The organism is Spirillospora sp. NPDC000708 (genome assembly GCF_040299565.1).
Taxonomy (GTDB): domain Bacteria; phylum Actinomycetota; class Actinomycetes; order Streptosporangiales; family Streptosporangiaceae; genus Spirillospora.
In genome coordinates this window covers 21,827-33,680 of the sequence record NZ_JBEPCJ010000063.1, presented here as the reverse complement: position 1 = coordinate 33,680, position 11,854 = coordinate 21,827, and the positions used below count along the sequence as shown (strand labels likewise).

Annotated in this window: 13 protein-coding genes; 6 read left to right on the top strand and 7 right to left on the bottom strand. The window is 74.1% G+C overall.

Annotated elements, in window-relative coordinates; all coding sequences use genetic code 11:
• Positions 1-26: 26 nt before the first annotated feature.
• Positions 27-521, bottom strand: a complete 495-nt coding sequence (locus ABT299_RS34890) for a type III secretion system chaperone family protein (RefSeq protein WP_190860833.1) — start codon at positions 519-521, stop codon at positions 27-29.
• Between the two features lie 38 nt (positions 522-559).
• Complete coding sequence (gene mshA, locus ABT299_RS34885; RefSeq protein WP_500253323.1) at positions 560-1,903, bottom strand: D-inositol-3-phosphate glycosyltransferase; 1,344 nt, start codon at positions 1,901-1,903, stop codon at positions 560-562.
• Between the two features lie 134 nt (positions 1,904-2,037).
• Between mshA and ABT299_RS34880 the strand changes: the two genes are divergently transcribed.
• The gene (locus tag ABT299_RS34880; protein ID WP_190860837.1) at positions 2,038-2,799 is read left to right on the top strand and encodes an SDR family NAD(P)-dependent oxidoreductase; all 762 of its coding nucleotides are present in this window, start codon (positions 2,038-2,040) and stop codon (positions 2,797-2,799) included.
• Between the two features lie 105 nt (positions 2,800-2,904).
• On the opposite strand, the gene ABT299_RS34875 is transcribed toward ABT299_RS34880, so the two are convergent.
• On the bottom strand, positions 2,905-3,729 hold the full coding sequence (locus ABT299_RS34875) for a class I SAM-dependent methyltransferase (RefSeq protein WP_190860839.1): 825 nt from the start codon (positions 3,727-3,729) through the stop codon (positions 2,905-2,907).
• A gap of 141 nt (positions 3,730-3,870) precedes the next feature.
• Here ABT299_RS34875 and ABT299_RS34870 point away from each other — a divergent pair, with 141 nt between their 5' ends.
• The 3 genes from ABT299_RS34870 to ABT299_RS34860 all read left to right on the top strand — a co-directional run bounded on the left by ABT299_RS34870 (position 3,871) and on the right by ABT299_RS34860 (position 6,920).
• Positions 3,871-5,487, top strand: a complete 1,617-nt coding sequence (locus tag ABT299_RS34870) for an AMP-binding protein (protein WP_500253322.1) — start codon at positions 3,871-3,873, stop codon at positions 5,485-5,487.
• 115 nt (positions 5,488-5,602) lie between these two features.
• Entirely contained in the window at positions 5,603-6,391 is a 789-nt protein-coding gene (locus tag ABT299_RS34865; RefSeq protein WP_500253321.1) for a TIGR03084 family metal-binding protein, read from the top strand.
• Positions 6,392-6,452: 61 nt separating this feature from the next.
• Positions 6,453-6,920: a universal stress protein gene (locus ABT299_RS34860; RefSeq protein ID WP_190860845.1), complete on the top strand. Its 468-nt coding sequence runs from the start codon at positions 6,453-6,455 to the stop codon at positions 6,918-6,920.
• A gap of 65 nt (positions 6,921-6,985) precedes the next feature.
• Here ABT299_RS34860 and ABT299_RS34855 read toward each other — a convergent pair whose 3' ends face one another.
• The gene (locus ABT299_RS34855; protein WP_500253320.1) at positions 6,986-7,498 is read right to left on the bottom strand and encodes an O-acetyl-ADP-ribose deacetylase; all 513 of its coding nucleotides are present in this window, start codon (positions 7,496-7,498) and stop codon (positions 6,986-6,988) included.
• Between the two features lie 207 nt (positions 7,499-7,705).
• Between ABT299_RS34855 and ABT299_RS34850 the strand changes: the two genes are divergently transcribed.
• Positions 7,706-8,557, top strand: coding sequence for an NAD-dependent epimerase/dehydratase family protein (locus tag ABT299_RS34850; protein ID WP_500194871.1), 852 nt, complete (start codon positions 7,706-7,708; stop codon positions 8,555-8,557).
• A gap of 124 nt (positions 8,558-8,681) precedes the next feature.
• Here the strand turns inward: ABT299_RS34850 and ABT299_RS34845 are convergent, their stop codons facing one another.
• Entirely contained in the window at positions 8,682-9,443 is a 762-nt protein-coding gene (locus ABT299_RS34845) for a dioxygenase family protein (RefSeq protein WP_387029402.1), read from the bottom strand.
• Positions 9,444-9,541: 98 nt separating this feature from the next.
• On the opposite strand from ABT299_RS34845, the gene ABT299_RS34840 reads away from it, so the two are divergent.
• Entirely contained in the window at positions 9,542-10,030 is a 489-nt protein-coding gene (locus ABT299_RS34840; RefSeq protein WP_190860853.1) for a MarR family winged helix-turn-helix transcriptional regulator, read from the top strand.
• Positions 10,031-10,093: 63 nt separating this feature from the next.
• On the opposite strand, the gene ABT299_RS34835 is transcribed toward ABT299_RS34840, so the two are convergent.
• Both ABT299_RS34835 and ABT299_RS34830 read right to left on the bottom strand, forming a co-directional pair.
• Positions 10,094-11,209: a winged helix DNA-binding domain-containing protein gene (locus tag ABT299_RS34835; protein WP_500253319.1), complete on the bottom strand. Its 1,116-nt coding sequence runs from the start codon at positions 11,207-11,209 to the stop codon at positions 10,094-10,096.
• Entirely contained in the window at positions 11,199-11,837 is a 639-nt protein-coding gene (locus ABT299_RS34830; protein WP_387029399.1) for a TetR/AcrR family transcriptional regulator, read from the bottom strand. The genes ABT299_RS34835 and ABT299_RS34830 overlap by 11 nt, the downstream gene beginning before the upstream one ends.
• Positions 11,838-11,854: the final 17 nt, after the last annotated feature.

Sequence of the window (11,854 nt, the reverse complement as noted above, 5' to 3'; positions counted from 1 at the left end):
TGCAGAGCCTATCGGGACGCGCGGATCTACTCGCGATTGGCCGGGTCCGCGAAGGACGCGAAGGCCCGCAGGTTGGCGAGGCTCTCGCCGCGCTTGACCCGCCAATCCCACTCCCGCTGGATCGACGACTTGAACCCGCGTTCGAGGGCCTTGTCGAAGTTCTCGTCGGAGTAGGTCAGGACGCAGCCGAGCAGCCGGTCGATCTCGTCGGCGCTGACGGACTCCAGCGGGACCTTCCCGACGAGGTGGACGTCGCCGACGTCGTCGAGGGCGAACGCAACCCCGTACATGCGGCCGTTCTTCTCCAGCAGGAACCGGTAGAACTCGGCGTGGTTCTCGTCGGGGCGGCGGCAGAAGAACGCCTCGACGTGCAGGCTGTGGTCGCCGACGATCAGCCAGGTCATGGTGGCGAGCTTGTGCTGGCCGGGCAGCTTGACGAAGAACGCGTTCTCGCGCGGTTCGTCGAACTCCAGCTCGGCGGCCCGCAGCGCGTCCCGGATCGTCTCGACGGTGCCGCTCATGCGTTCTCCCTTCGAGGGACCCCCCGGTTCGCTGCCGCTCATGCCGTGACCTCCGCGGTGAGCTGCGGGGAGAGGGCGGGCGGTGCGAGGCGGACGGCCGGTAGCGACATGGCACCGGTATACACGTCCAGGAGGCGGTCGACGGTGGCGTCCCACCCGAAGTCCTGGGCGCGGCGGACGGCGCCGCGCGCGAGGCGGTTGTGGCGGCCGGGCTCGGCGTGCAGGCGGCGCAGGACGGCGGCGTAGTCCGCCGGGTCGTGCCCGGTGACGAGGACGCCGGACTCGCCGTCCGCGACCGCGGTGCGGAGCCCGCCGACGCCGGCCGCGACGACGGGCGTCCCGCACGCCTGGGACTCGACGGCGACGAGGCCGAACGACTCGCTGTGCGACGGGACGACGGTGACGTCCGCGGCGCGGTACCAGTCGGCGAGGTCGGCCTGCGGGGCCGGCGGCTCGAACCGGACGACGTCGGCGATGCCGAGTTCGGCGGCGAGGGACTGCAGTCCCTCGGGGCGGCACCGGCCGGAGCCGCTCGGGCCGCCGACGACGGCGACGACGAGCCGGGAGCGCAGCGACGGGTCGTCGGCGAGCATGCGGGCGGCGGCGCGCAGCAGCACGTCGGGGGCCTTGAGGGGCTGGATGCGGCCGACGAACAGCAGGACGTACGCCTCGCGGGGCAGGCCGAGGCGGCGGCGGGCGGGGCCGGTGCGGTGCGGGAGGAGCCCGGTGCTGCGGGCGAGGATCGGGGACTCGGGGCGGAACACCGACAGGTCGACGCCGGGGCTGACGACGGCGACGCGGCGCGGGTCGGCGCCGTACAGGCCGATCAGCTCGTCGGCCTCCTCGCGGGTGTTGGCGACGAGCTGGTCGGAGGAGGCGACGACCTGCTCCTCGCCGAGGACGCGCTCGTCCGGTTCGGGCTTGTCGCCGTCGGCGAGCGCGGCGTTCTTGACCTTGGCCATGGTGTGCATCGAGTGCACCAGCGGGACGCCCCAGCGCTGCTTGGCCGCCCATCCGGCCTGGCCGGAAAGCCAGTAGTGGGTGTGCAGAAGGTCGTAGTGGCCGGGGTCGTAGGACGCCTCGGCGCGCAGCAGGCCGGAGGTGAAGCCGCACAGCTGGCGGGGCAACTCGCTCTTGTCGAGCTCCTCGAACGGGCCGGCGACGACGTGCCGGACGAGGACGCCGGGGGCGAGCTCGGCGACGGGGGGCAGGGCGCGGCAGGTCGCGCGGGTGAAGATGTCCACCTCGACGCCGCGGGCGGCCAGCCGTCTGGCCACCTCGACGATGTAGACGTTCATGCCGCCCGCGTCGCCGGTACCGGGTTGGTCGAGGGGGGAAGTATGAACACTGACCGTCGCAACTCGGTTGATACGACGCGACACCGGACACCACCTCCGGTAGTGCAACCTATCGAGCGGGTTACCTGTTCCCTCAGGAAGGTGGACAATCGTCACTTCTCGCCACAGTGATCGACCTCACCGGCCGGCGCCAGGCCCGCACCTGGGAGGCTGGACGCATGCGTAAGACCGCGGTAGTGACCGGAGCAAGCAGCGGAATCGGGGCCGCCACGGCCAGGCGGCTGGCGGCGGAGGGCTTCAACGTCGTCCTGGCGGCGCGGCGCCGCGAGCGCCTCGACGGGCTCGCCAAGGAGATCTCCGAGGAGGTCCCGGGCGCGGCCAAGATCGTGCCGTTCACCCTGGACGTGACCTCGCAGGAGTCGGTGGACGCGCTGGTCGCGGCGGTCGGGGCCTGCCACGTGCTCGTCAACAACGCGGGCGGCGCGCTCGGCCTCGACACCGTCGAGACCGCCGACCTCGACGACTACCGGGCCATGTACGAGACGAACGTGCTCGGGCTCGTCCGGGTGACGAAGGCGCTGCTGCCGAAGCTGATCGAGAGCGGCGCGGGGCACGTGGTGAACATCACCTCGCTCGCGGCGCACGTCCCGTACGAGGGCGGCGGCGGGTACAACGCGGCCAAGCACGCCGCGTACGCGGTGAACGAGGTCATGCGGCTGGAACTGGTGGCGAAGCCGGTCCGGATCACCGAGGTCGCGCCGGGGCTGGTGAAGACGGAGGAGTTCTCGCTGGTCCGGTTCCGCGGCGACGAGGCGCGGGCGGCGAAGCCGTACGAGGGCGTCCCGGAGCCCCTGGTGGCGGAGGACGTCGCGGACTGCGTCGCGTGGGCGGTGACGCGCCCTCCGCACGTCAACATCGACCGGATCGACGTCCAGCCGCGCGTCCAGGCGGCCCCGCACAGGCTGCACCGCGAAGGCTGACGCGTCGGCGTGCGGCAGGTCGGCGTGCGGCGGGTCGGCGTGCGGCGGGTCGGCGTGCGGCGGGTCGGCGCCATGAGTCCGTCCATGACGGCGACCCGCCGCGGCTCAACGAGAGGTGCGGGGGGCGACGGCCGTCCAAGGGAGGGTCAGTTCGCCGAGGCGCCAGCGTCGGCGGCCGCCGTAGGGCGGGCGGCAGAGGACGGGATGGGTCCGGGCGAGCAGCCGGACCGCCTCGATCCAGCGGGCGCGGGGGCCGAACGCCGAGTGCGGCGCGGCCGTCGCCCAGCAGCGGTCGAACGCCGCGAGGAGGTCGTGCACGGGTTCGCCGGGCACGTTGCGGTGGATCAGCGTCTTCGGGAGGCGTTCGGCCAGGTCGGACGGGCGGCCGAGGGCCGGGAGACGGGCCGCGAAGGTGATCGTCCGCGGCCCCTCGGGGCCGAGCGCGACCCAGACGGCGCGGCGCCCGATCTCGTCGCAGGTGCCCTCGACGAGGACGCCGCCGGGGGCGAGCCGCGCGCACAGCCGCTCCCAGGCGCGCCACGCCGCGGCCTCGTCGTACTGGCGGAGCACGTTGAACGCGCGGATCAGGACGGGCCTGCGCGGCACGGGCACCTCGAAGCCGCCGCGCCGGAACGAGAGCCCGTCGTGCGGTCCGGTCCTGCCGAGGAAGGCGTGGCCCGCGGCGACGCGGTCGGGTTCGATCTCGATGCCGACGACCTCCAGCCGGGGCGAGACCGCGCGCAGCCGGGTGTAGAGCTCGTAGGTGGTGACGGGGGACGCGCCGTAGCCGAGGTCGACGGCGAGGGGCCGGTCGCCCGCGCGCAGCGCGGCGGCCTGCGTGGCGGCGATCCAGCGGTCGATCCGGCGCAGGCGGTTGGGGTTGGTGGTGCCGCGGGTCACCTCCCCGACGGGCTTTTGCGATCCGACCACCTGCAGATTGTCGGTCTTTGGCGTGACATGCCGGTAATCGAACCCGATTCGGTCACGACGGTAAGTGGTCGTTTACGCTGACCTCCGACGCGCGTCCCCGACCCGCACCCGTCCCGCCCGCGTCCCCTTGAGGAGAGCCGCATGCCCCAGCTCGACCTGGCGACCCTGCACGAGGCCGTCGCCGCCGCCGTTCCCGACCGCGAGGCGATGGTCTGGCGCGACCGGCGGCTGAGCTGGAGCGAGGTCGCCGGGCGGACGCGCCGGCTCGCGCACGTCCTGCACGAGCACGGGCTCGGCGTCCGCGGCGACCGGCGGGCGGCCGAGCCGTGGGAGTCGCCGCACGACCACCTCGCGCTCTACCTGCACAACGGCCCCGAGTACGTCGAGGGCCTGGTCGGCGCGCACAAGGCCCGCGTCGCCCCGTTCAACGTCAACTACCGGTACGTGGACGACGAGCTGGCGCAGCTGTTCGCCGACGCGCGCCCGGCCGCGATCATGTACCACGCGCGGTTCGCCGAGGCGATCGAGCGGGTCGTGAAGCGCCTCGGCGTCCCGCCGCTGCTCCTCCAGGTGGCGGACGAGTCCGGCGCCGACCTGCTGCCCGGCGCCCTCGACTACGAGGCGGCGCTCGCGGCGGCGTCCGCCGATCCCCTGCCCGGCGTCCGGCCCGAGGCCGGCGACCTGCACATCCTCTACACCGGCGGGACGACCGGGCTGCCCAAGGGGGTGCTGTGGCGGATCGGCGACCTGATGCTCGGACCGCTCGGCATGCGCCGCCGCGACGGGTCGCCCCTCGACGACCTGGACGAGGCGGTCGCGCGGGCGCTGCGCACCGACCAGCGGGTGGTCGTCGGCCCGCCGCTGATGCACGGCGCCGGCACCTGGTCGGCCCTCGGCGCGTGGTGCGCCGGCGGCTGCGTGATCTTCCCGGACCGGGTGGACGGCCTGGACGCGGCCGACCTCATGGCGACCGCCGAGCGCGAGCGGGCGACCCGGATGCCGCTGGTCGGCGACGCGTTCGCGCGGCCGGTCGCGGACGCGCTGGAGCGCCGCCCGCACGACCTGCGCACGCTCCGCACGCTGATCAACTCGGCGGCGGCGATCAGCCCCGAGGTGAAGCGGCGGCTGCTGGACCTGCTGCCGGGCGCGCGGATCGTCGACGTCCTCGGCTCGTCGGAGAGCGGCTTCGCGGTGACCCGCGCCGGCGCGGAGGCCCGCACGTTCGCGATGGCGCCGGGAGGCGCGGTGCTGAGCGCCGACCGCACACGCAGGCTGGAACCGGGCGAGGACGAGCTGGGCTGGCTGGCCAAGGGCGGCGACGCGATCCCGCTCGGCTACCTCGGCGACCCGGACAAGACCGCCGCCACGTTCCTGACGATCGGCGGCGACCGCCTCGTCGTGCCCGGCGACCGGGCCCGCCACCTGGCGGACGGCACCGTCGAGGTGCACGGGCGCGAGGCGACGACGATCAACACCGGCGGCGAGAAGGTGTTCGCCGAGGAGGTCGAGGGCGTGCTGCGCGAGCTGCCCGGCGTCGAGGACGCGCTGGTCGTGGGCCGGCCGAGCGAGCGCTGGGGCACCGAGATCGTCGCGGTGCTCCGCCCGGCGGCCGCTCCCGAGGACGGCGCGCTGCGCGCGGGCTGCGCCGCCCGCCTGGCCCGCTACAAGATCCCGAAGGCGTTCGTGCGGACCGACGGCTCGCTGCGGCTGCCGAACGGCAAGGCCGACTACGCCGCCGCCCGCGCGCTCGTGGACTGACCCGCCCGCCCGCGCGCGCTCACGGACCGACCGGCGCGGTCCTGCACTGAATCGCGTTCTGTTCGGGGCGGTGCAGGGCTGTACGGGACGGCGTCCGGCACGGAATCCTGGTCGGATGCCGGACCTGCACAGCCTGCTCGCCGACCTCGCCGCCGAAGGCGACTCCCTCGACGCCCTGGTGGCGCCGCTGCCCGCCGCGCGCTGGGCCGGCCCGACGCCCGCCGAGGGCTGGACGATCGCGCACCAGATCGCCCACCTGGCCTGGACGGACGGGCAGGCGGTCGACGCCGCGACCGACGCCGACGCGTTCGCGCACCACCTCGAACAGGCCGTCGCGGATCCCGCCGGCTACGTCGAGCGGGGCGCCCGCGAGGGCGCGGCCGCGGACCCCGCCGACCTGCTCGCCCGGTGGCGGGACGGCCGCCGCCGCATGGTCGAGGCGCTCGCCGCCGTCCCGCCGGGGACCCGGCTGCCGTGGTTCGGGCCGCCGATGAGCGTGCCGTCCATGGCGACGGCGCGGCTGATGGAGACGTGGGCGCACGGCGAGGACGTCGCGGACGCGCTCGGCGTCCGGCGCGAGCCGTCGGCCCGGCTCCGGCACGTGGCGCACATCGGCGTCCGGACTCGCGACTTCGCGTTCCGCAACCGGGGCCTGGAGCCGCCCGCGGAGGAGTTCCGCGTCGAGCTGACCGGCCCGGGCGGCGAGAAGTGGACGTGGGGCCCGGACGGCGCGGCGCAGGCGGTCACCGGGCCCGCGCTCGACTTCTGCCACCTGGTCACGCAGCGGCGCAACCGGGCCGATCTCGCCGTCGTCGCGACGGGCGCGGACGCCGACCGGTGGCTGGACGTGGCGCAGGCGTTCGCCGGTCCCCCCGGTCCCGGGCGCGCGCCCGCGGCCGGGTGAGAGCTTGATCACGAGCGGCCCCGGAGGGAATTCCGCAGGCTGATCTGGAGATATCTCCGGTATGACAGTACTGATTGCATTCGACGGTTCTGAAGACTCGAAGACCGCGATCGAATACGCGGCGCGGCACCTCCGGCCGGAACCGATCGTGATCCTCAGCGTGTGGGAGCCGCTGCTCACCCAGATCACCTGGGCGCCGCTCGCCGCCGCCGTGCCGGTCGCCGCCGAGCAGGGCGACGACGGCAAGTTCGAGGAGGAGAAGCAGGCCGAGGCGCTCGCCGCCAAGGGCGTGGAGCTCGCCGAGGCCGCCGGCGCGACCCAGGTGACCCCGCGCGCCGAGCGCGGCGGCGGGCCGGTGTGGGCCGCGATCGTCGACGTGGCCGATGAACTGGACGCCTCGCTGGTCGTGACGGGTTCGCGCGGCCTCGCGGGCGCCCGGTCGGTGATCCTCGGCAGCGTGTCGACGCGGGTCCTGCACCACGCGGGACGTCCCGTGCTGGTCGTGCCGCCGCCGAAGGAGGACGACTGACGGCGGCGCCCGCCGGGGCATGCCGGCGAAGCCTTCGGCAGAAGGCCGATCGGCGGTGAAGCCCCTCAGGGCATCCCGACGGCGCGTTCGAACGCCGCGTACGCGTCCTCGCTGAACAGCACGAACCGCGCGTCCGACACCTTGGTCTGCGCCGCCCGCACCGTACCGACCGCGATCCGGGCGGCGTCGTCCATCGGCCAGCCGTAGATGCCCGCCGACACGGCCGGGAACGCGATCGACGCGACGCCCAGCTCGTCGGCGACCCGCAGCGACTCGCGGTAGCAGGAGGCCAGCAGGCCCGAGCGGTCCTCGGACCGGGAGTAGACCGGCCCGACCGTGTGGATCACCCAGCGGGCCAGCAGCCGCCCCGCCGTCGTCGCGACCGCCTGCCCGGTCGGCAGCCCGCCGCCGTACTGCGCGGCGCGCAGCTTGCGGCACTCGTCCAGGATCTCCGGGCCGCCCCTGCGGTGGATCGCCCCGTCGACCCCGCCGCCGCCCAGCAACGACGAGTTCGCCGCGTTCACCACGGCGTCGACGTCCTGTTCGGTGATGTCACCTCGGACGAGAGTGATGTTCATGCACAGAATTGTCCCCCGCGCCGGGCACGAAACGCACACGGACGGTCTCCGGCGGTACCCTCGTGTCGGACGAGCTTCCACGGGGCGGTGCGGCTCGTCCGCCCGTCGTCCGGCGGCCACGGGGGGCGGCCCGCGCCGGGGCCGCGCGTGACCTGGATCAGGACTCTGCCTATCCTGCCGTCAGACGACCACAAAGGCGTGACAGTCGTGGAGGTTACCCCCTTGAAGATCTTCCTCGCCGGAGCGACCGGAGTCATCGGCCGCCGGCTGATCCCGCTGCTCGTCCAGGCGGGCCACGAGGTCGCAGGGACGACACGCCGCGAGGAGCGCACCGGCTCCATCTCCGCGCTCGGCGCCGCGCCGGTCGTCCTGGACGCCTTCGACGCCGGCGCCGTCCGCGCGGCCGTCGCGGAGGCGCGGCCGGACGTGGTCGTGCACCAGCTCACCGATCTCAGCGGTGAGGACTTCGAGGCGAACTCGCGGCTGCGCGTCGAGGGTACGCGCAACCTGGTCGACGCGGCGAAGGCGGCCGGCGTCGAGACGATGATCGCGCAGAGCATCGCGTGGCTGTACCTGGCGGGCGAGACGCCCGCGTCCGAGACCGACGCGCTGGACTCCTCGCTGCCGCCCTACGCGGGCATCGCGGCGCTGGAGCACGCGGTGGCCGAGATGCCGCGCGGCGTCGTGCTGCGGTACGGGGCGCTGTACGGGCCCGGCACCTGGTACGCGCCGGACGGCGCGATCGCGCAGCGGGTGAAGGCGGGCAGCCTGCGGCTGGCGCCGGCGTGGACGTCGTTCGTGCACGCCGACGACGCGGCCGCGGCGGCGCTGGCGGCGCTGGACTGGCCGGCCGGGCCGGTCAACATCGTCGACGACGAGCCGGCGACGACCGCGGAGTGGCTGCCGGTGTACAGCGCGGCGCTCGGCGCCCCGACGCCGGGCAGCGCCGGCAAGCACGCGGCCACGACGGGCCGTCCGGTGTCGAACGCCAAGGCGCTCGGCCTGGGCTGGAAGCCGCAGACCCCGTCGTGGCGCACCGGCTTCGCCGACATGAAGTGACGCCCCGCCCGAACTGACCTGGCGGGACGGGCCGCGGCGGCACGCACACCGCCGCGGTCCGTCACCGTGCCCTCGATGACCCGCCCGGGCCTCCGGCCCCGCGGGCTCGATGGCATGTCCGCGGTCAGCCGAACTGGAACGAGCGCTTCGCCATCCCGAACCAGTAGCCGTCGATGACGGACCGGCGCCCGGACGGCGCGTCCGCGTCCGCGCCGAGCGCCACGAACAGCGGCGCGAAGTGCTCGGTGCGCGGGTGGGCGAGGCGCGCGGCGGGCGCCTTGGCGCGGAAGTCGAGCAGCGCGTCGACGTCGCCACCCTCGACGGCGCGGTCCGCCCACTCGTCGAACTCGGCGGACCAGGCGGGCGGCGGGGCGTCCGGGGCGGGGCTCATCGCGCGCAGGTTGTGGGTGGTGAACCCGCTGCCGACGATCAGGACGCCCTGGTCGCGCAGCGGCGCGAGCGTCCGGCCGATCTCGAAGAGCCGCTCGGGGTCCAGGGTCGGCATGGACATCTGGAGCACCGGAACGTCGGCGTCCGGGTACATCTCCACGAGCGGGACGTAGGCGCCGTGGTCGAGGCCGCGCTCCTCGTCCTGGTGCACGCCGGGAATGAGCTTGCGCACGTCATCGGCCAGTTCCGGGGCGCCGGGCGCGTCGTAGCGGACGCTGTAGTAGTGCTCGGGGAAGCCCCAGAAGTCGTACACGAGCGGCACGGGACGGGTCGCGCCGATCGACAGCGGCGCCTCCTCCCAGTGCGCGGAGACCATGAGGACCGCCTCCGGCTTCGGCAGGTCGGCCGACCAGCGGGCGAGTTCGGCGGTCCAGACGGCGTCGTCGGCCAGCGGCGGCGCGCCGTGGCTGAGGTAGAGCACCGGCATCCGGCTCATGGCATCCCCCAACGGTAAAAGTTCAGATCTGAACCATATCTCCCAGTTAGTTGAACGTTCAAGTCTTGAGGGTTCAAATACTTGCGTAAAATACGGACATGACCGACACCCGGTGGCTCGACGCCGACGAGCAGGAGACCTGGCGCGCGTTCCTCTGGACCTCCCGGCTGCTGAACGAGGCCCTCGACCGCCAGCTCCAGCGCGACTCCGGGATGCCGCACGCCTACTACATGATCCTGGCGATGCTGTCGGAGTCGCCCGGCCGCGCCCTGACCATGACCGAGCTCGCCGCGGTGGTCCACTCGTCGCCGAGCCGGCTCTCGCACGCGGTCAACCGGCTGGAGGAGGCCGGCTGGGTGCGCCGGTCCAAGGACGCCGAGGACCGCCGGACGACCATCGCCGAGCTGACCGACGAGGGGTTCGCCGCGCTGGAGAAGGCGGCCCCGGGGCACGTCGCCGAGGTCCGCCGGAACCTGTTCGACCCGCTGACCCGCGAGCAGATGCTGGAGTTCCGGCGGACCCTGCACGCGCTGCTGACCTCGCTCGACCCGCACCGCGAAGCGCCCTGCGCGAACAAGCGCGGCTGACCATGCGCCGGCTCGCGGCACGCCGCCCTTGAACGACCGCAGGTCAGCGCGTCACGCCACGGCTCAGCGAGGGTCCGGCGGCTCGAACTCGACGGCGTGCGCCTTCGCGTCCGGGTGCGCGGCGGCCAGCAGGCGCGCGCCCTCCTCGGCGAGCGCCTCCCGCTCGCCCGCCGGGACCGGCGCGAACGGGGAGATCCGCAGCGTCACGCCGCCGCGCTCCTTCTCGATCTTCCACATGCCGTGCACGAACCCGTCCACCAGGTACGTCGCGCGGATGATGCCGTTGACGGTGAAGACCCGCTTGCGGTGCTCCTCGGTGATGATCCGCGCGCGATCGGCGTGCGAGAGCAGCAGGTTGTCGAAGTCCGGGACGAACCGGACGGGCGCGGGCGTGTCCGGATCGGGGCGCGGCGCGTCCGGCAGGTCGTAGAGCGTGCGGCCGTCCGCGTTCCGGAAGACCCGCAGGCCGGCCCGGTGCCGTTCGACGACCTCGCCCAGCCGGGTCAGCCCCGACCACTGCTGGACGTCCTGGACGGTCGCGGGCCCGAACGCGCCGAGGTAGCGCAGCACCATCTCGTCCACGGACGGCTCCGGAACGGGGTGGCCGTCGAGCCACGACTCCAGGGTGGTGTGCTTGGCGACGCCGGACCTGCCCCAGATGCCGCGCGGCGGCACCTGCACCAGCGGCAGCGAGAGGCGGACGGCCCAGGCGAGCAGCGCGGCGTCCGCGTCCGGCCGGTGCTCGGCGAGGATCGCGCGCAGCTCCTTGTCGGAGCGCGGCGCCTCCTCCAGGATCTTCCGCGCGTGGGCGGCGGCGTCGGCGACGCCGGTGAGGCCCACGCCGCGCGGGCTCCTCAGGTGGTTGTCGAGGATCGGCTGCGTCAGCGGCCGCAGCATCAGCGCGTCGCGCGCGCTGACCAGGTGCAGCGTGCCGCGCATCAGCACGATCCGCAGGACGCGCCGGTCGGTCATGGGCCCGGCGAGCTCGTCGAAGGCGAACCCGTCGAGCCTGCTCCAGAGCCCGATGTGCGGGGGGTTCGGCGCCTGCGCCTGCATCCCGACGAGATGCTCGATCGCCTCGACGGCGGTCATCTCGTGCCGCCGCAGCAGCATCTGGCGCGCCAGCAGCGCCCGGTTGAGAGCGCGCCGGTCGAGCGTGGGGGACGTTCTAGTCGTCATAGCGTCCGCGCAGTTCCTGCCAGGTAGGGGGCGGGCCGGGCAGCTCCTCGGCGCCGGCGAGGTGCAGGGAGTCGAGCATCAGCGCCAGGTAGCGGTGCTGCAGCCGGTTCATCCGCTCGTCGCCGCCGATCCGGATGCCGTGCAGGTACTCCAGCATCACCGAGACGTCGCCGACCTCGATGTCGCGGCGGAGCGCGCCGGCCTCCTTCAGCCGGTCCAGCAGCCGCTTCGTGGCGATGTGGATCTCGCGGCCCTTGGCGCTCATCGCGTCGGTGACGGGGAAGCTGCCCGCGAGCCGCATCGTCAGGGACCCCGCGCCGATGTCCAGGCAGCGGCGCATGAACGCGGCGAACGCCTCCCACGGGTCGCCGTCGTCGGCGAGCGCCGCCTCGACCTCGGCGAGGTAGCGGTCCATGCCGTCGTCGGCGAGCTTCTGGAGCAGGTCCTCCTTGCTCTTGTAGCGGCGGTAGAGGGCGCTGATGCCGACCCCGGCGTGCTCGGCGACGGCCGCGATGGGAGCGCCGGGGTCCGCGGTGAACACCGCGCGGGCCGCCTCCCGGATCAGTTCGTCGTTGCGCGCCGCCTGAGCCTTGCGACCGCTCATGGGCGCCGGCGTGGTGGTCTCCATGCCTCCCATACTAGGGG

What these genes read in the sequence shown, in the direction of transcription:
- ABT299_RS34890 (WP_190860833.1), bottom strand. Translation starts at nt 521, where the DNA reads ATGAGCGGCACCGTCGAGACGATCCGGGACGCGCTGCGGGCCGCCGAG.
- ABT299_RS34880 (WP_190860837.1), top strand. Translation starts at nt 2,038, where the DNA reads ATGCGTAAGACCGCGGTAGTGACCGGAGCAAGCAGCGGAATCGGGGCC.
- ABT299_RS34870 (WP_500253322.1), top strand. Translation starts at nt 3,871, where the DNA reads ATGCCCCAGCTCGACCTGGCGACCCTGCACGAGGCCGTCGCCGCCGCC.
- ABT299_RS34865 (WP_500253321.1), top strand. Translation starts at nt 5,603, where the DNA reads ATGCCGGACCTGCACAGCCTGCTCGCCGACCTCGCCGCCGAAGGCGAC.
- ABT299_RS34860 (WP_190860845.1), top strand. Translation starts at nt 6,453, where the DNA reads ATGACAGTACTGATTGCATTCGACGGTTCTGAAGACTCGAAGACCGCG.
- ABT299_RS34855 (WP_500253320.1), bottom strand. Translation starts at nt 7,498, where the DNA reads ATGAACATCACTCTCGTCCGAGGTGACATCACCGAACAGGACGTCGAC.
- ABT299_RS34845 (WP_387029402.1), bottom strand. Translation starts at nt 9,443, where the DNA reads ATGAGCCGGATGCCGGTGCTCTACCTCAGCCACGGCGCGCCGCCGCTG.
- ABT299_RS34840 (WP_190860853.1), top strand. Translation starts at nt 9,542, where the DNA reads ATGACCGACACCCGGTGGCTCGACGCCGACGAGCAGGAGACCTGGCGC.
- ABT299_RS34835 (WP_500253319.1), bottom strand. Translation starts at nt 11,209, where the DNA reads ATGACGACTAGAACGTCCCCCACGCTCGACCGGCGCGCTCTCAACCGG.
- ABT299_RS34830 (WP_387029399.1), bottom strand. Translation starts at nt 11,837, where the DNA reads ATGGAGACCACCACGCCGGCGCCCATGAGCGGTCGCAAGGCTCAGGCG.